Annotated in this window: 18 protein-coding genes and 1 tRNA gene; 3 read left to right on the forward strand and 16 right to left on the reverse strand. The window is 69.8% G+C overall.

From position 1 onward, the window contains the following. Nucleotides 1-150: 150 nt before the first annotated feature. Together JR064_RS19265 and JR064_RS19270 are read right to left on the reverse strand one after the other, a co-directional pair. Nucleotides 151-1,074: an MBL fold metallo-hydrolase gene (locus tag JR064_RS19265; RefSeq protein WP_206230784.1), complete on the reverse strand. Its 924-nt coding sequence runs from the start codon at nucleotides 1,072-1,074 to the stop codon at nucleotides 151-153. Nucleotides 1,075-1,293: 219 nt separating this feature from the next. After that, the gene (locus tag JR064_RS19270) at nucleotides 1,294-2,586 is read right to left on the reverse strand and encodes a tryptophan--tRNA ligase (protein ID WP_206230785.1); all 1,293 of its coding nucleotides are present in this window, start codon (nucleotides 2,584-2,586) and stop codon (nucleotides 1,294-1,296) included. A gap of 110 nt (nucleotides 2,587-2,696) precedes the next feature. Between JR064_RS19270 and JR064_RS19275 the strand changes: the two genes are divergently transcribed. Beyond that, nucleotides 2,697-3,551, forward strand: coding sequence for a hypothetical protein (locus tag JR064_RS19275; RefSeq protein WP_206230786.1), 855 nt, complete (start codon nucleotides 2,697-2,699; stop codon nucleotides 3,549-3,551). A 70-nt stretch (nucleotides 3,552-3,621) separates the two neighbouring features. On the opposite strand, the gene JR064_RS19280 is transcribed toward JR064_RS19275, so the two are convergent. The 9 genes from JR064_RS19280 to birA all read right to left on the reverse strand — a co-directional run bounded on the left by JR064_RS19280 (nucleotide 3,622) and on the right by birA (nucleotide 8,465). Further along, nucleotides 3,622-3,837, reverse strand: coding sequence for a CsbD family protein (locus tag JR064_RS19280; protein WP_009574162.1), 216 nt, complete (start codon nucleotides 3,835-3,837; stop codon nucleotides 3,622-3,624). A 201-nt stretch (nucleotides 3,838-4,038) separates the two neighbouring features. Beyond that, the gene (locus tag JR064_RS19285) at nucleotides 4,039-4,173 is read right to left on the reverse strand and encodes an entericidin A/B family lipoprotein (protein WP_003469322.1); all 135 of its coding nucleotides are present in this window, start codon (nucleotides 4,171-4,173) and stop codon (nucleotides 4,039-4,041) included. 99 nt (nucleotides 4,174-4,272) lie between these two features. Further along, nucleotides 4,273-4,425 (reverse strand): entericidin A/B family lipoprotein, encoded by a 153-nt coding sequence (locus JR064_RS19290; RefSeq protein WP_179569575.1) that lies wholly within the window; start codon nucleotides 4,423-4,425, stop codon nucleotides 4,273-4,275. Nucleotides 4,426-4,570: 145 nt separating this feature from the next. Beyond that, on the reverse strand, nucleotides 4,571-5,494 hold the full coding sequence (gene rocF, locus JR064_RS19295) for an arginase (RefSeq protein ID WP_179569577.1): 924 nt from the start codon (nucleotides 5,492-5,494) through the stop codon (nucleotides 4,571-4,573). Then, on the reverse strand, nucleotides 5,491-5,694 hold the full coding sequence (locus tag JR064_RS19300) for a hypothetical protein (RefSeq protein ID WP_206230787.1): 204 nt from the start codon (nucleotides 5,692-5,694) through the stop codon (nucleotides 5,491-5,493). The genes rocF and JR064_RS19300 overlap by 4 nt, the downstream gene beginning before the upstream one ends. A gap of 13 nt (nucleotides 5,695-5,707) precedes the next feature. After that, nucleotides 5,708-5,783 (reverse strand) — tRNA-Thr (locus JR064_RS19305). A 133-nt stretch (nucleotides 5,784-5,916) separates the two neighbouring features. Beyond that, the gene (locus JR064_RS19310) at nucleotides 5,917-6,747 is read right to left on the reverse strand and encodes an SPOR domain-containing protein (RefSeq protein ID WP_206230788.1); all 831 of its coding nucleotides are present in this window, start codon (nucleotides 6,745-6,747) and stop codon (nucleotides 5,917-5,919) included. 9 nt (nucleotides 6,748-6,756) lie between these two features. After that, on the reverse strand, nucleotides 6,757-7,497 hold the full coding sequence (locus JR064_RS19315; protein ID WP_206230789.1) for a type III pantothenate kinase: 741 nt from the start codon (nucleotides 7,495-7,497) through the stop codon (nucleotides 6,757-6,759). Further along, complete coding sequence (gene birA, locus JR064_RS19320) at nucleotides 7,494-8,465, reverse strand: bifunctional biotin--[acetyl-CoA-carboxylase] ligase/biotin operon repressor BirA (RefSeq protein WP_206230790.1); 972 nt, start codon at nucleotides 8,463-8,465, stop codon at nucleotides 7,494-7,496. Before birA ends, JR064_RS19315 begins: the two co-directional genes overlap by 4 nt. Nucleotides 8,466-8,593: 128 nt before the next feature. Between birA and JR064_RS19325 the strand changes: the two genes are divergently transcribed. Together JR064_RS19325 and JR064_RS19330 are read left to right on the forward strand one after the other, a co-directional pair. Further along, nucleotides 8,594-8,866 (forward strand): hypothetical protein, encoded by a 273-nt coding sequence (locus tag JR064_RS19325; protein ID WP_179569585.1) that lies wholly within the window; start codon nucleotides 8,594-8,596, stop codon nucleotides 8,864-8,866. After that, a complete protein-coding gene (locus JR064_RS19330) occupies nucleotides 8,833-9,621 on the forward strand; it encodes a zinc-dependent peptidase (protein ID WP_206230791.1) in 789 nt (262 codons plus the stop codon). The genes JR064_RS19325 and JR064_RS19330 overlap by 34 nt, the downstream gene beginning before the upstream one ends. Before the next feature lie 308 nt (nucleotides 9,622-9,929). Here JR064_RS19330 and JR064_RS19335 read toward each other — a convergent pair whose 3' ends face one another. The 5 genes from JR064_RS19335 to JR064_RS19355 form a co-directional block, all read right to left on the reverse strand. Continuing rightward, nucleotides 9,930-11,120, reverse strand: coding sequence for a DUF1501 domain-containing protein (locus JR064_RS19335; RefSeq protein WP_206230792.1), 1,191 nt, complete (start codon nucleotides 11,118-11,120; stop codon nucleotides 9,930-9,932). A 61-nt stretch (nucleotides 11,121-11,181) separates the two neighbouring features. Continuing rightward, on the reverse strand, nucleotides 11,182-12,762 hold the full coding sequence (locus tag JR064_RS19340) for a DUF1800 domain-containing protein (RefSeq protein ID WP_206230793.1): 1,581 nt from the start codon (nucleotides 12,760-12,762) through the stop codon (nucleotides 11,182-11,184). Between the two features lie 136 nt (nucleotides 12,763-12,898). Then, nucleotides 12,899-14,269: an ATP-binding protein gene (locus tag JR064_RS19345; protein WP_206230815.1), complete on the reverse strand. Its 1,371-nt coding sequence runs from the start codon at nucleotides 14,267-14,269 to the stop codon at nucleotides 12,899-12,901. An 85-nt stretch (nucleotides 14,270-14,354) separates the two neighbouring features. Then, the gene (locus tag JR064_RS19350) at nucleotides 14,355-15,038 is read right to left on the reverse strand and encodes a response regulator transcription factor (RefSeq protein ID WP_003469280.1); all 684 of its coding nucleotides are present in this window, start codon (nucleotides 15,036-15,038) and stop codon (nucleotides 14,355-14,357) included. A gap of 76 nt (nucleotides 15,039-15,114) precedes the next feature. Then, nucleotides 15,115-15,447 (reverse strand): hypothetical protein, encoded by a 333-nt coding sequence (locus tag JR064_RS19355; protein WP_369916706.1) that lies wholly within the window; start codon nucleotides 15,445-15,447, stop codon nucleotides 15,115-15,117. Nucleotides 15,448-15,804: the final 357 nt, after the last annotated feature.

A 15,804-nucleotide genomic window follows, 5' to 3' on the forward strand; every position in this document is an offset into this window, starting at 1 on the left:
CGGATTCACGGCAACGACCTGGAAAACAGCGGGCCGCACAGTGTAGAGCGTGACACCGTCACGAAACAGCAATGAGGTGGATCGAGATGCGAGATGCGCAGACACACCGCTTTTCCCATTCCCGATTCCCCAATCCCGAATCCCGGCCCCTCACCGATCCAGCCAGCAGCCCAGGCCCTGCGCATTGAGCTCGATATCCATCTGCAACACCCGCTCCACGCCGGCATCGTCGAGCGGGCAGCCATGCAGCCGCGCGCGCTCCAGGTACAGCGCGCTCAGCGCGGCGACCAGGCAGCGATGGCGATCGGAACGCCCGTCGCAACCGCGCGCGATCGCCACCATCGCGTCGAGTTGCTCGAACAACTCCACCGCCAGCGTGTCCGCCGCGCCGACCGGGCCGTAGTGGGTCAGATACAGCGTCTCCGGCGCATGGCCGAGCATGCGCTGGATCGAGGCGCGCATCGCTTCCGGATCGAACTGCACCGGCGAGGAGGTCGGGATCACGAACGCGCCCTGCGCGCTGCCCAGTTCGCGGTACGACAGGCCGAAGGTGTCGCCAGTGAACCAGCTGCGGCTGCGCGCGTCCCACACGCACAGATGATGGCGCGCGTGGCCGGGCGTATCGATGCACAGCAGTTCGCGCTCGCCCAGCCACAGCCGATGGCCGTCCTCGGCGACGACGACGCGCTCGGCCGGCACCGGCACGATCGTGCCGTAGCTGCGCGCGATCTCGGCCGCGCCGTACACCGCGGTGGCGCCGGCGATCAGCCGCGCCGGATCGATCATGTGCGGCGCGCCGCGCGGATGCACCAGCAGGCGCGCGTTCGGCAGCCGCTGCAGCAACGCGCCGGCGCCGCCGGCATGGTCCAGGTGGACGTGGGTCAGGATCAGCCAGTCCACGTCGCCCGGCGCCAGGCCGGCGCCGTCGAGCGCGGCCAGCATGGCCGGCACCGAGTGGCTGGTGCCGCAATCGACGAACGCGCCGCGCCCGTTTTCCACGATCAGGTAGGCCGCATCGAACTGCGCGCGCTGGAAGCCGGTGTCGATGAGATGGATGCTGGGGTCGCGTGGCATTGCGCAAGGCGGTGGCTGGGCGAACCTCCATTCTAGGCCGTATGGAGGCGGTTGCCAGCCCTGCGCGGAGCGGTGGTCAGGCCGACGACCCGGTTCGCACGCGGCCCGCGCTGCCGCGCGCTTCTCTGCAGGAGGGGCTTCAGCCCCGACCGGGCGTTACCGGTAATGCCCGGTCGGGGCTGAAGACCCTCCTACAGGAGTGCTTCGCCGTGCACGCGTTCAGCCCGCGTCGCGCAGCCGCTGCAGCGCGGCCAGCACGGCTTCGGCGGGCACCGCCAGACTGAGTTCTGCGGTCTGCAGCGCATCGGCGCGATCGGCCTGCTTGAGCGCGCCGATCACGCGCCCGGCGTCGCGCGGCGACGCGAAACCGCCGCTCTGCAGCAGCAGCGCGCCTTCGCCGTCGAGCAGCTTGAAGTAGAAGCAGCCGTCGCCTTCGCGGTACTGCTTGAAGCTCGGCAACGCCTGCCTGGCCGCGGCGGCATCGGCGTGCCCGGCCTCGCGCAGCGACAGGTCGCGCAGGCCCACCGCGTGCCGCAATTCGGCCAGGAACGGCGTGGCATAGCGCGCGCGCAGGCGCTGCGCGTTGTCGCGCAGGATCGCCTCGATATCGCCCGGCCGCGCCATCAGCGCCTCGTAGCGCTCGCGCATCGGCGCGATCTCCGCATCGATGCGCGCGAACAGCTGCTGCTTGGCCTCACCCCAGCCGATGCCGCCGGCGAAGGCCTGCGCGAACGCGGCGGTCTCCTCGTCGCTGGCGAAGGCCTGGTACAGTTGGAACAGCGCCGAGCCCTCGGTGTCCTTCGGCTCGCCCGGCGCGCGCGAATCGGTGACGATGGAGAACACCCGCTTCTTCAGTTCCTCGCGCGGGGCGAACAACGGAATCGTGTTGTCGTAGCTCTTGCTCATCTTGCGCCCGTCCAAGCCGGGCAAGGTGGCCACGTTCTCGTCGATCAGCGCTTCGGGCAGGGTGAAATAGTCGCGACCGTAGACGTGGTTGAAACGCTGGCCGAAATCGCGCGCCATCTCGATGTGCTGGATCTGGTCGCGGCCCACCGGCACCTGCTGCGCGTTGAACAGCAGGATGTCGGCGGCCATCAGCACCGGATACATGAACAATCCGGCGCTGACCCCGGCATCGTCGTCCTCGCCGTCGGCGCGGTTCTTGTCCACCGCCGCCTTGTAGGCGTGGGCGCGGTTGAGGATGCCCTTGCCGGCGACGCAGGTCAGGAACCAGGTCAGCTCGTTGGTTTCCGGCACGTCCGACTGGCGGTAGAACCACACCTTCGACGGGTCCAGCCCGGCCGCCAGCCACGAGGCGGCGATCTCCAGGGTCGAGCGCTGGGTGCGCGCCGGATCCTGCGCCTTGATCAGGCTGTGCAGGTCGGCCAGGAAATAGAAGCTCTCGATGCCGGGGCGCAGGCTGGCCTGCAATGCCGGGCGGATCGCGCCGACGTAGTTGCCCAGGTGCGGGGTGCCGGAGGTGGTGATGCCGGTAAGGACGCGGGTGGTCATGCGGGGAATCGACGGCCAGAAGAAAACCCGGCGAGTTTAACCGCTGCGCGGCAACCCCGTTCCGGCGCCTGGCGCGTTCAACAGCAGGTCCCTTCCGTGGAGTCGCCGTGATGCGCAAGCCCGCCCGCCTGTTTTTTTCGACCCGCCCGATCGGCCCGATCTCGATCGCCTTGCTGTGCATCGGCCTGTTGTGCGGTTTCCGCCCCTACCCCGCGCCGCCCGCATCCGCCCCGCTGGTGGAGCTGAGCGTGATCGACCGCGACGCCGGCGGCGCCGATCTGCCGCAGTATGTGCAGCGCGGCCAGCGCTGGATCGCCGCCGCGCCCGGCCACCGCTATGCGCTGCGCCTGACCAACCGCAGCGGCCGCCGCGTGCTGGCGGTGCTGTCGGTGGATGGGGTCAACGCGGTCAGCGGCCAGACCGCGGCCAGCGACCAGCGCGGCTACGTGCTGGCGCCGTGGCAGAGCACCGAGATCGCCGGCTGGCGCAAGTCGCAGCGCGAGATCGCGCAGTTCGTGTTCACCGACCTTGCCGACAGCTACGCCGCGCGCACCGGCCGCCCCGACAACGTCGGCGTGATCGGCATGGCGGTGTTCGAGGAAGCGCCGACGATCGTGCCGCAGGCGAGCGTCGAGCAGGACAGCGAACAGCGGTACGGCGAGCGCGCCGCGGCGCCGGTAGCAGCCGCGCCCGCTGCCGCCGCACGCGCGCAGGAAAGCGACGCGGCGCAGGGCAAGATGCAGCGCCTGGGCACCGGCCATGGCGAACGCGAATGGTCGCCGTCCACCGTCACCGAGTTCGAACGCGCCAGCGACGTGCCGCGGCAGCGCCTGCAGCTGCGCTACGACAGCCATGCGCGGCTGGTCGCGCGCGGGGTGATCCCGCGGCCGCGCCCCTACCCGCGCGTGGCCGACGTCCCGCAGGCCTTCCCCGGCGACTTCGTGCCGGATCCGCCGGCGCGCTGAGCCTGCACGACCGCGCAAAAACAAACGGGCCGCATCGCGGCCCGTTTCTGCGTAGAGCACATCGAGCGCCTCAGTCGCGGTATTCCTTGCCCAGGCCGTCCTGGAAGGTGCGCACTTCCTTCTCGGCGCGGTCGCGATCCCAGCCGTAGCGTTCCTGCAGCTTGCCCGACAGGTACTGCGCATTGCCGGTGGCCACGTCGAAATCGTCGTCGGTCAGGTCGCCCCACTGCGCCTTGATCTTGCCCTTGAGCTGGGTCCACTTGCCGGAAATGATGTCTTTGTTCATAGCATCGCTCTCGTTGGAGGTGGGCGGCGATTGCACCGCGCGCACAGCATTGCGCCTGCGCCGTTGCCGATCGATCAATGCGCCGTCAACGGCGCATGAGTGCGATGAATCGTTTAGCGCCAAACTATCGATGCGCGCTGAAAAACGCGCAAAAAAAACGGGCCGGCAAGCCGACCCGTCTTTCGTCACCGAGCGCTGGGCTCAGTTCTTGGCAGCGTCTTCGACCTTCTCGCCGGCGCTCTTCACGTCCTTGCCGGCACCGGCAACCGTGTTGCAGCCCGACAGCAGGCCCACCGAAAACATCGCCAGCAGCATCCACGCAAAAGTACGCTTCATAGGTCTCACTCCTTCTTGGTCATGGGAACGCGGCATAGGTGGCCGCGCGGGGTTACGCATTGGGTAATCGGTCAACGCCAAACCACTGCGGACGATCGATCAGCACTTGCCGTCTTTGCAATCGTCGGCTTTGGTTTCCACCTTATCGCCGGCCTTCTGCATGTCCTTGCCGGCACCGGCCATGGTGTTGCAGCCAGTCAGCATGCCCCCGCAGAACAGGGTCAGCATCATCAAGGTGAGCAGTCGCTTCATCATGGAGTCCTCGCAGTGGATCGGGTCTGGGTGGTCGCGGCGATAGCCGTTGCCGAACTACCGTCTGGCGGTGAATCTGACTTCACGACTGTGGATTTCACGTGAATGAAGCGTGGCAATATTCAGTTTCGCGCTGAAACCCGCGTCAATCGCGCATCAGCGTGGACTTGCCGAACAGGCTCTCGACCAGGTCCACCGCCAGCTCGGCAGTCAGATTGCGATGGTCCAGCACCGGATTGAGCTCCACGATGTCCAGCGACCCCATGCGTCCGCTGTCGGCGATCATCTCCATCACCAATTGCGCTTCGCGGTAATTCGGCCCGCCGGGCACGGTGGTGCCGACGCCGGGAGCGATGCTCGGGTCGAGGAAATCCACGTCGAAACTGACGTGCAGGTGCGTGTCCGCGTCCAGCCCGTCCAGCGCCGCCTCCATGGTCCGCTTCATGCCCATCTCGTCGATGTAGCGCATGTCGTACACGTCGATGCGGTGCTGCTTGATCAGCCGCTTCTCGTCCGGATCCACCGAGCGGATGCCGATCTGGCGGACCTGCTCCGGGCGCAGCGCCGGCGCGGCGCCGCCCAGTTCGGTCAGCGCCTGCGGCCCCAGCCCGCACAGGCAGGCCACGGGCATGCCGTGCACGTTGCCCGACGGGGTCACCTCACTGGTATTGAAGTCCGAATGCGCGTCCAGCCACAGCACCCGCAGCTTGCGCCCCTGCTCGCGGCAATGCCGCGCCACCGCAGTGATCGAGCCGATGCCCAGGCAATGATCGCCGCCGAGCATGATCGGCATGCGCCCGGCGCGCAGCTCGGCGTAGCTGGCCTCCATCAGCGCGCGGTTCCAGGCCACCACTTCGTCCAGGTGGCGATAGCCGGCGACCGGGGATTGCCACGGGTTGCGCGGACCGTCGAGGTTGCCCAGGTCGCGCACCTCGATGCCGCGATTGGCCAGCGCCTCGTGCAGGCCGGCGATGCGCAGCGCCTCCGGCCCCATGCGCGCGCCGCGATGCCCGGCACCGATGTCGGTGGGAACGCCGATCAGGGACACCGGCAGAAAAGAGGAATTCATGCGGACGCGCTCCAGCGAAAAATGTGCGCCAGTCTAGCGAGCCGCCCGCGGCGCGACCCGCCGCGGCGCAGCAGGCCGAGCGCCGGCCGTGTGCGGCCGGTTGCCGGAAACACGCGCAAATGCAGCGCTGCAGCGTGCTTGCGCACGAGATCGACACGAGGAGGGCGCAGCGTGACGCGGGCCTGCGCGATGCGCTGCATGAAGACTGAAGAGTGGTGCCGCTTGTCCGAATCGAACGGACGACCTACTGATTACAAATCAGTTGCTCTACCGACTGAGCTAAAGCGGCACGAGGACTGCAGCGCCCGCGCTGCGGGCCGTCGCAGTCTACCTGCTGGCAGGCCGTTGCGGCACATCGCGGCGGTGCTGCGGGACTGCGATCCGCAGGGCGCACGAGGCCGAAACAACCGCAGCGCGGCATTCTAGCGCAGCGTGGCGCAGTCCAGCGCGCGTTGCCGCTGCGCGCCGAGTTGCCGGCGCAGCGCCGCGGCCTGCGCCGCGGAGTCGGTCCGCAGGTCCAGCCACCAGCGCGACTGGCCGCTGCCGCCGCTGGGAATCAGATCGACGTTGAAGCCGGCCTTGGCCAGTTCGGCCTTGCGACGTTCGGCGCCTTCGCGGCTGCGGTACTGGCCCAGGGCGATGGCATTGCCGGCATCGCCCTGGCGAATCGGGTAGTAGTCGCGGATGCCGGCGGCGACGATGCGATCGACCGCCGCCTTGACCCCGTCCTCGCCGCCGATGGTCGGCAGCAGTACGCGGAAACTGGTGGCGTCGCCGTCGCTGACCTCGCGCAGGCGCGGGCGCGGTGCGGCACCGAGTGCGGCGGCTGCCGTCTCGGCCGCGGCGCGGTCCGGATATGGGCCCAGGCTCAGGCACACGGGGGCGGCGGCAGGCTCGGCGGCGGGAGCCGCTGCGACGCTGGGCGCTTTGAGCTGCTGCGGCGGCGGCGCAGCGGCGGCGGGCACTGCGGTGGTCGCAGGCGCGTCCGCAGCCGGCGCAGCGACGACCGGAGCGGCAGCGTCCGGCACCGAGGCCGTGTGGACCGCTGGTGTCGGCGCCGCTGCGGAGGCAGCCGGCGCCGGAGACGCGGCCTGCGGCACCGCCGCGGACGCTGGCACCAATTGCAGCGTCGCCACGCCGGCCGGCAGCGCCGGCATCGGTGCCGGCGCCGGAGTCTGCGGCTGCGTCGCCCACCACAGCGCGACGCCGAGGTTGAGGATGGTCAGGACGACGAGCAGGGCGCGGACGAGCATGCGCGGATTCTACCCGGCGGACCCGGCCGCGGCGTGCGCCTGCGCCCACAGCGCGAGCCCGTCCAGCACCAGCGATGACCGCTGCTCGGCCGCCGGCAACGCATGCAGCAATGGCGGTGCGCCGCCGCCGTGCAGCAGCAGCCGCGGCCGCCGCGCCAGCAGCGCCTCGCCCTGCTGCAGGCTGCGTTCGATCAGCGCCAGCGCCGCGCCGTCGCAGCCGGAGGCCAGCGCATCGGCGGTATCGGCGGCGAACTCGCGATAGTCGCCGCCCTCGGCCGGCAGTTGCGCCGCGCGCTGCTGCAGGGCCTGGCGCATCGTGGTCGGCGACGGCGCGATGCGCCCGCCGTGGTGCAGGCCGTCGCGATCGAGCAGGTCCAGGGTCAGCGCGGTGCCGACCCCGACCACCAGCACGTCGCCGTCGCCGTGCGCGGCGAGCAGCGCCAAAAAGCGGTCCACGCCGAACTTGTGCGGCTGCGCATAGGCGATGCGCACGCCGGCGCAGACCGCCTCGGTGCGCGCCACCCGCACCTGCGCGAAGCGGGCGCGCAAGGCATCCAGCACGGTCGCGGTCAGTGCCGGCGCGGCGACGCTGGCGACATAGGCGGTGTCGCCGCGCGGCAGCGCCGCCACCGCGGCCGCGTCCATCGCTTCGGCGCCGTGCGGCCAGGCCTGCACCGCGGCGGCGCGGCCGCGTTCCAGCGCGGCGAACTTGAAGCGCGAATTGCCCAGGTCGAACAACCAGTCGCTCATGCCGGCCTCACGCTGACTTCGCCGGCGTGCAGCGGCCGCTCGCCGTCGGCGAAGGCGACCCGCAGCGCGCCGTCCTCGGCCAGGCCCAGCGCCACGCCCTCGCGCGCGACGCCGCCCTCGTCGATGCGGATCGCGCGCCCGGCGAGCAGGTCCAGCGCGGCGTAGCGCGGCAGGAACGGCGCCAGGCCCTGCGCGTCGAACAGCGCCAGCGCCGGCAGCAGATGCGACAGCACCCTCGCGGCGATCGCGTTGCGCGAGACCTCGGCGTCGGCGCCGGCCAGCGTGGCCAGGTCGGTCCACGGCTGGCCGATGCTCGCGGCGCTGGCCGCGGGCATGCGTACGTTGAGTCCCAGGCCGATCACCGCGCGCGCCGGCCCGGCGAATTCGCCGCCGCCCTCGACCAGCAAGCCGCCGAGCTTGTGTCCGTCGGCGAGCAGGTCGTTCGGCCATTTCAGCCCGACCGTGGCGAAGCCGGCCGCGCGCAGCGCCTCGGCCACGGCGACGCCGGCGGCCAGGCTCAGCCCGCCCAGCCGCCCCAGCCCGCCGTCGAAGCCGCGCGCCACCGACAGGTACAAGTGCGCCGCCAGCGGCGAGGCCCAGACCCGCCCGCGGCGGCCGCGGCCGCCGGTCTGGCGCTCGGCCAGCAGCACGGCGCTGCCGCGCGCCGGCGCCGGCCGCGCCAGCAGGGTGCTGTTGCTCGAGGCCAGGCTCCAGGCGATCTCCAGCCCGGCCAGCTCGTCTCGGGCCGCCGGCGCCAGCGCCGCGTGGATACGCTCGACCTCGAGCAATTCCAGCGGCCGTGCCAGCCCGTAGCCCTCGCCGGCGCGGCCGTCGATCTCCACCCCGGCCGCGCGCAGGCCCTGGATGCGCTTCCACACCGCGGCCCGGGTCAGCCCGAACGACCGCGCCAGGGCGTCGCCGGAAAGGCGGCCCTGGCTGAGCCGGGCCAGTAGTTCGCGCTCGTCCACGCCGATTCCATCGCCTCGAATCGGAAAATTATGCGGGAAGCGCCGTCCCCGCGCCCAGCGCCGGCCCTGCACCGGGTGAAAACCGCGTTAGAATCGGGATTCACCGCCGTTCGCCCTGGATGCCGACGATGCGCCGCTCCCTGCCGTGCCTGATCCTGCTGTTGCTCCCGCTGGCCGCCGTCCACGCGTCCGAAGCGCTGGTGAGCAAGCAGCGCAACGACTGCGTCTACGCCGACAACACCGACGCGGACGCCGCCCAGGCACGTCCGGCTTCGACGGCACGCCCGCCCGCCGCGGCGGCCAAGCCGGCGGCACCGAGCGGCGGCGGCAGCGACAGCGACCTGGTGCCGCGCCTGCGCATGCCCAAGTGGCACAGCTTCCTGCCGGGGATGTTCCGCTGATCCCACGCTGGTTGCGCTGGCTGCTGCCGGCGCCTGTTGCGATCGACGATGCGACCTGGCAGCTGGTGCGACAGCGCTGCGCGTGGGTGGCGGCACTGGATGCGGAACGCGAGCAGCGGCTGCGTACGCTGGCGGCGCAATTCCTTCAGCAGAAGACCATCTCGCCGCTGGACGGGCTGACCCTGGATGCGGCGCAGCGCACCGTGCTGGCGGCGCTGTGCTGCCTGCCGTTGCTGGAGTTCGGTGCCGAGGGCCTGCGCGGCTGGTCGCAATTGCTGGTGTATCCGGACGCGTTCCGCGTGCAGCGCAGCCATGTCGATGCGGCCGGCGTGCTGCACGAGTGGGAAGACGAGCTGATCGGCGAATCCTGGGACAGCGGCCCGTTGATCCTGTCCTGGGCCGATGTACAGGCCGACCTGGACGACCCGCATGCCGGCTACTGCGTGGCGGTGCACGAGATGGCGCACAAGCTCGACGTGCTCGATGGCGCACTGGACGGCACGCCGCCGCTGCCGCGCGACTGGCAGCGGCGCTGGGCCGCGGATTTCCAGCGCAGCTACGACGCGTTCTGCAAGCGCGTGGACCGCGGCCGCGGCAGCGAGATCGACGCCTACGCCGCCGAGGCGCCGGAAGAATTCTTCGCGGTGGTCAGCGAATACCATTTCTCCGCGCCGCAGCGGCTGCAGCGCGAGATGCCGGACGTGGCCGCGCATCTGACGCGGTTCTACGGCCGCTCCCCGTTCGCTGGCGCGTAAGCGCGCGGCGTGAGAGGCGCGCAGGCGGCGATCGCGGCGTGACGAATGTCTTGCTGCAGGAGCGGCTTCAGCCGCGACGAACGAAGTCGGGAGCTGCACCGGCTTCGGACACTATCTGTCGGGGCTGAAGCCCCTCCTACAGGGCACCCAGCTGGCTGGCCGCTAGTCCCTTGTAGGAGCGGCTTCAGCCGCGACGAACGAAGTCGGGAACTGCACCGGCTCCGTACACTGTCTGTCGGGGCTGAAGCCCCTCCTACAGGGCACCCAGCCATCGCGCCGCCGCTCGTGCGGCGATGCCACAGCACAGCTCACACCAGCTGCAGATCCCGCGCATGCGCCTGCGGGAACACCTGTTGCAACTGCGCCGGCGACAGGCCCCACATGCGGCTCAGCAAGCCGGCGAACAGGTCGCGGTAGTTGGTCAGTACCGGGTAGTCGCGATCCTGGAACAGCTTGTCCTTGCTCACCGCGACCTGCTCGCCGGCGATGCGGCCGCCGTTGACCGCGCCGCCCATCACCCAGTACGTGGTGCCGTGGCCGTGGTCGGTGCCCTTGTCGCCGTTCTCGCGGAAGGTGCGGCCGAACTCGGACAGCACTACCACCACGGTGTTGCGCCATTCCGGCCCCAGCGCCTCGGCATACGCGGCCAGGCCTTCGGACAGGTTGCCGAGATTGGTCGCCAGCGGGCCGTCGGTGCTGCCCTGGTTGACGTGCGTGTCCCAGCCGCCGACATCGACGAAGCCGAGCCGATAGCGCTCGCGCATCAGCGTGGCGATGCGCCGGGTCTCGTCAGCGAAGGTGCGCGCGCTGGCGGCGCCGCGGTTGGCCTGCTGCATTTCGTCCTGCAACGCCTGCGAGACCTGCTGGCGCAGCGCCAGGCCTTCATGCGCGGCGCTGGCCAGCGGCGTGCCCTGGTACATCTTCGCCAGGATCCCGGCCTGGCGCTGGTCGAAGGCCGGGGTGGGATTCCGCTTGAGCGACAGGTTGGGAATGTCGCCGCCGCCCTGGAAGCTCAGCGGCAGCGAATCGGTGAAGGCGATCGCCGGGGTGCCGGTGGCCACCTGCGACAGTCGCGCCAGGAACCCGGAACGGTAGTCGCTGCGTTGCCCGGCCGGTTGCCCGGCCTCGATGCTGTCCTGGGTCTCGAAATGGCTGCGCGACAGGTCGTCGGTGCCGGCGAACGGCACGAACGCCAGTTGCTTGTCGTTCCACAGCGGCAGCAAGGTGTCGCGCAGCCGCGGGTTCAACCCCCACTGCGCATCCAGCGCGATGGCGCTGTTGGGGTTGGCCGGATCCGGCCGCGCGATCGCCAGGGTCGGCCGCGACGCGTAGTAGAAATCGCTGGCGTAGGGAATCAACAGGTTGTTGCTGTCGTAGCCGCCGCGCAGGAACACCACCAGCAGGCGCGGCGAGGGCGCCGGCGCGGCGAACAGGCGCCCGGCGAAGGGCAGGCTGGCGGCCGCGGCGGCGGAGGCGAACAGGAACTGGCGACGGTGCATGGAGGACCTCCGTGATCGCTGGACGCGGCGGCGATCGCCGCACCCAGCGCTATGGACCGGATCAGCGATAGTTGAAGTCGGGCGATGCCAGCAGGAACGCATTCCATTCCTGCTGCGAACGCGCCTGCGCCAGCGCCTGGCGGGTCGCCTCGCCGAGCTGCGGCTCGATCGCCTGGTAGTACAGCGGCGTGGTCAGCTGCGGAAAACCGCCGCGCTGCTGTCCGTCGCGGGTGAACAACTGGGTGTTGCCGCCGCCGATCGCGCGCGCGATCTCGAAACGCTGCGCCATCTGCCCGGAACTGTTCCAGGCGCCGGACTGCAGCGGCCAGCCGTCGGGGGTGATGCGCCCATAGGTCGGTTCGCCCATCTGGCTCAGCCAGCCCAGCAGCGGCTGCGGATTGACGAGGGTCTGCCCGTCGTAGGCCAGGCGCAGCGACGACACCAGGAAGCGGTACGGATCCTTGAACTTGTGCGGCGCGCCGGCGGCCATTTCCGGCGCGGTGAACATCACCTGCAGCACGTCGGCGATATCGCCATCGCTGCGCTGGAAGGCGCGCGCCATCTTCTCCACCAGCGCCGGCGGCGGATCGTCGGCGACGAAATATTCGGCCAGGCGCCGCGACACGAAATGCGCGCATGCCGGCTGGCGCACGATCAACTGCACCGCGCGCTCGACCTCGTCGAAACCGCCGCCGGCGATGCGCTGGCCGAGCAGGGTCTTGTCGCCGGGCTGGTGCCGCGCAGGATTGAATTCGAACGCGCCGCGACGCAGGTAGTGCGCCTGCTGCGGCGGCGGCAGTTTCGGCGGCGCGTCGCGGTTGGGCGGAGCGATGCCGACACCGGTCAGGATCAGCGCCAGTTGCTGCACATCGTGCTGGCTGTAGCCGCCGTCCACGCCCAGCGTGTGCAACTCCATCAGTTCGCGCGCGTAGTTCTCGTTGACCTTGCCCTTGGCGTTCTGCGCGTTGTCCAGATATTCGAGCATGGCCGGGCTCTGCAGCGTCGCCATCACCAGGTCGGAGAACTTGCCCAGCGCATGCGGGCGAATCGCGTTGTCGGTGTAGTCGGCGACGGTCCAGTGCAGGCGGCCCTTGTCGGCGAACACGCTGAAATGGTTGAGCCAGAACCACACCATCTGCTCGCGCAGCTGGTCGCGCGAATACACCGCGCGCAGCAGCTGCGCCTGCCGCGCCTGCGCCAGCAACGCATCGGCGCGCTGCTGCAAGGCCTTCTTCGCGGCGACCTTGGCCTCGCCGTCGGGCATCGCCTTGATGTACTGCTGGCGCGCGTCCAGTTGCTTGAGCAGCTCCTGCACCGGCGTATGCAAGGCCTCGTAGCCCTCCAGTTGCGTGCGCACCGCGGCAGGCAGGGCGGCGTCGCCGCTGGAGGCCTGCAACTGGTCGCGCAGAAAGCGCTTGCGCCCGTCGTGCTGCAGCTGCGCCACGCTGGCGCTGTCCAGGCCGGTGGTCATCGATTGCAGCCAGCGCGCATCGTCGCGCTCCAGCACCTTCTGGCTGCCGGCGATGGCGCCGACGGTGAACAGCACCAGCAGCAGCGACAGCAGCAGCCGCTGCGTGTTGCGCAACGCGCGGCGCCCGTGCACGCGCAGGCGCGATACGGGACGATGCCGGGGCTCGGGCATGCAGCGCTCCTTGGACGGGAAAACCGGCTGTGACGACTCGCGCAGTATCCGCGCCTGCCTGGCGCAGGCGTTAAGCCGATGTCGGAAACCGCTGCGGCGTTTGCGCGGGATTCACCTGCAGCACACGGAGCGGCTGCTACAGGCCCGGCGGCATGGTCACCAGGAAGCGCGCGCCGCCCAGTTCCTCGGAACGGCTCACCTGCAGTTCGCCGCGATAGCCCTTGACCAGGTCCTGCACGATGGCCAGGCCGATGCCGTGGCCATGCACGCGTTCGTCGCCGCGCACGCCGCGCTGCAGGATGTGCGCGACTTCCTCCGGTGCGATGCCGGGGCCGTCGTCCTCCACCGAGATCACCAGGCCGGCGCGCCGGCTGCCAGCCGCCGGGGCCGGACGCACGCTCAGCAGCACCCGCCGCCGCGCCCACTTGAAGGCGTTCTCCAGCAGGTTGCCGAGCAGTTCCTGCAGGTCGCCGGGTTCGCCGTGGAAGCGCGCGCTCGGCTCGATGTCGAACTCGCACAGCACGCCCTTGGCCGCGTACACCTTCTCCAGCCCGCGCACGATCTCCTCGGCGTTGGGCTCGATCGGCAGCGGCGCGGAGAACAGCTTGTGGCCGCTGGAAGCGGCGCGGCTGAGCTGGTAGGTCACCAGGTTGTTCATGCGCCGCAACTGCGCGTCCAGTTCCTCGCGCAGCTCCGGGCCGTCGTTGCCGCTGTCGAGCTGGGTGCGCAAGACCGCCAACGGCGTCTTCAGGCTATGCGCCAGGTCGGCCAGGGTGTTGCGCTGGCGGTCCAGGTTCTCGCGCTCGCTCTCGATGAAGGCGTTGATGCTGTCGGTCAGCGGTTCCAATTCGCGCGGATGCCGGTCGCCCATGCGCATCGCTTCGCCGCGCTGCACCTTGGTCAGTTCGTTGATCACGCGTCGCAGCGGGCGCAGGCTCCATTGCAGAATGAAGGCCTGCAGCAGCAGCAGGATCAACCCGGCGCCGCCGAGGTTGAACCACACCCGGCCGCGGAACACGCGCAGTTGCGCACCCAGCGCGCGGGTGTCCTCCATGATGTAGATGGTGACCGGGGTTTCCTTGTCGCGGCGCACGTAGGCCAGGCCGATGCCGTAGCGGTAGACCTCGCCTTCGCTGCCGTCGATCTGGGTCATCGGCCAGGGGCCGTCGAAGGTTTCCTGGCGCGGTTCGAGCATGCCGCCCCTGGGCGGCAGCGGGCCCTCGCTGGACATCGAGATCCAGCCCTCGTTGGGCAGCACGATCTGCGCGTACAGGCCGCTGCCCGGCCGGTCGAAATGCGGGTCCGGCGGCGGCTTGTCGTTGTTGATGTACAGCGAGCCATCGCGCGCCACATCGACGTTGTTGGCGTAGGCGGTGGCGTAGCTCTTCAGACGCTCGCGCATGTTGCTCAGCGCGGTGTCGGCGAAGGCCTGGTCCAGCGCATAGCCGGCCGCGGCCAGGAACGCCACCAGGCTCAGGCTGGCGGCCAGCAACTGGCGCGCCTGCAACGAACGCGGGCGCCAGCGCTTGTACCACTTGGGCCGTGCCGCCACGCTGTCGCGTCCTTCGGTTGCTCGTCGCAGGCGCGTGGGATCAGCCTTCGGTGCGCGGGATCGCGAACCGGTAACCGCGACCGCGCACGGTCTCGATCGGCTTCAGTTCGCCGTCCGGATCCAGCTTCTTGCGCAAACGGCCGATGAACACTTCCAGCACGTTGGAGTCGCGATCGAAGTCCTGCTGGTAGATGTGCTCGGTGAGGTCGGCCTTGGAGACCAGTTCGCCGGCATGCATCATCAGGTACTCGAGCACCTTGTATTCGTAGCTGGTCAGATCGACGTTGCTGCCGCTGACGCTGACCGTCTGCGCCGCCAGATCCAGCGCCACCGGCCCGCATTCCAGGGTGGGCTTGCTCCAGCCCGCGGCGCGACGCAGCAGCGCGTTGACCCGCGCCAGCAACTCCTCGACGTGGAACGGCTTGACCAGATAGTCGTCGGCGCCCTGCTTCAGGCCCTCGACCTTGTCCTGCCAGCTGGAACGCGCGGTGAGGATCAGCACCGGGAACTTCTTGCCTTCGTCGCGCAGCGCCTTGATCAGCTCCATGCCCGACATCTTCGGCAAGCCGAGATCGATGATGCCCACGTCGAACGGCACTTCGCGGCCCATGTACAGGCCTTCCTCGCCGTCCTGCGCCGCATCCACCGCAAAGCCTTCGCGCTTCAGGCGAGCGGCCAGGGTCTCTCGCAGCGGAGCTTCGTCTTCGACCAGAAGGATACGCATGAACTCTCCCTAGTTACTTACAGATGGCCGGCGGCCGGGGCAGTGTGTATGACAAGCTGAACCAGACTATCCGGGCTCAGGGGTTATCGCCGCGTGGTGGTTCCTGCGCATCGCTCGGGCGCGGCACGCGCGGCGGCGTGGCGCGGCCAGGCTGCGGATCGTCCATGTAGCGCACGCGGCCGCGGCCATCCATGTACTTGACGCGATTGATGTCGCGCCCGTCGAACGGCACGCGCTCGGCACCGAGGATCTGTCCACCGGTAGACCGCTGCACCCGGCGCACCGCATCGGATAGCGAACTGCCGTTGTAGTCGCGCGCCCGGGGCGCCTCGCGGGCCGGCGCCATCGGCGGCCCCCCTGGCGGACCCGGCGGACCCGGCTGCTGCGCCCAGCCATGGCCGGCCGCCATGAGCGCGAGTGCGATCACGGCAGTGGTACGGCAGCGGCGGAGAGTGGGCGAGGTCACGAGGTGGCATCCTAACGGACTGATCGGAAACGTTCAAAAGTTGTGAAACGCGACACCTGGCAGCGGCGCAGCGATTTCGCAAAATCGAGCCAAATTCTTGATTTTTCGGGGTGAATCCGATCTGAACTTTTCCTGCCGCGGCCGCCTTCGTTCAGTGAAATGAACTCGCGCTGCCGCGCCGGCGGGCGCTTGTCGACGCCCCTCAGCCCCGCCTCGGCAAGGGTCTGCCGCTCCCGCTGGTATGGGACCGGCTGCCGCAGGAAGCTGAACAAAGTAACTGAACGCGCATCCAAAAGGGAG

Origin of the sequence: Xanthomonas bonasiae (assembly GCF_017163705.1) — a bacterium.
Taxonomy (GTDB): domain Bacteria; phylum Pseudomonadota; class Gammaproteobacteria; order Xanthomonadales; family Xanthomonadaceae; genus Xanthomonas_A; species Xanthomonas_A bonasiae.

Bases quoted from the DNA above. Each gene is read 5' to 3' on its own strand.
- JR064_RS19265 (WP_206230784.1), bottom strand. From the start codon at position 1,074: ATGCCACGCGACCCCAGCATCCATCTCATCGACACCGGCTTCCAGCGC.
- JR064_RS19270 (WP_206230785.1), bottom strand. From the start codon at position 2,586: ATGACCACCCGCGTCCTTACCGGCATCACCACCTCCGGCACCCCGCAC.
- JR064_RS19275 (WP_206230786.1), top strand. From the start codon at position 2,697: ATGCGCAAGCCCGCCCGCCTGTTTTTTTCGACCCGCCCGATCGGCCCG.
- JR064_RS19280 (WP_009574162.1), bottom strand. From the start codon at position 3,837: ATGAACAAAGACATCATTTCCGGCAAGTGGACCCAGCTCAAGGGCAAG.
- JR064_RS19285 (WP_003469322.1), bottom strand. From the start codon at position 4,173: ATGAAGCGTACTTTTGCGTGGATGCTGCTGGCGATGTTTTCGGTGGGC.
- JR064_RS19290 (WP_179569575.1), bottom strand. From the start codon at position 4,425: ATGAAGCGACTGCTCACCTTGATGATGCTGACCCTGTTCTGCGGGGGC.
- rocF (WP_179569577.1), bottom strand. From the start codon at position 5,494: ATGAATTCCTCTTTTCTGCCGGTGTCCCTGATCGGCGTTCCCACCGAC.
- JR064_RS19300 (WP_206230787.1), bottom strand. From the start codon at position 5,694: ATGCAGCGCATCGCGCAGGCCCGCGTCACGCTGCGCCCTCCTCGTGTC.
- JR064_RS19310 (WP_206230788.1), bottom strand. From the start codon at position 6,747: ATGCTCGTCCGCGCCCTGCTCGTCGTCCTGACCATCCTCAACCTCGGC.
- JR064_RS19315 (WP_206230789.1), bottom strand. From the start codon at position 7,497: ATGAGCGACTGGTTGTTCGACCTGGGCAATTCGCGCTTCAAGTTCGCC.
- JR064_RS19325 (WP_179569585.1), top strand. From the start codon at position 8,594: ATGCGCCGCTCCCTGCCGTGCCTGATCCTGCTGTTGCTCCCGCTGGCC.
- JR064_RS19335 (WP_206230792.1), bottom strand. From the start codon at position 11,120: ATGCACCGTCGCCAGTTCCTGTTCGCCTCCGCCGCCGCGGCCGCCAGC.
- JR064_RS19340 (WP_206230793.1), bottom strand. From the start codon at position 12,762: ATGCCCGAGCCCCGGCATCGTCCCGTATCGCGCCTGCGCGTGCACGGG.
- JR064_RS19350 (WP_003469280.1), bottom strand. From the start codon at position 15,038: ATGCGTATCCTTCTGGTCGAAGACGAAGCTCCGCTGCGAGAGACCCTG.
- JR064_RS19355 (WP_369916706.1), bottom strand. From the start codon at position 15,447: ATGGCGGCCGGCCATGGCTGGGCGCAGCAGCCGGGTCCGCCGGGTCCG.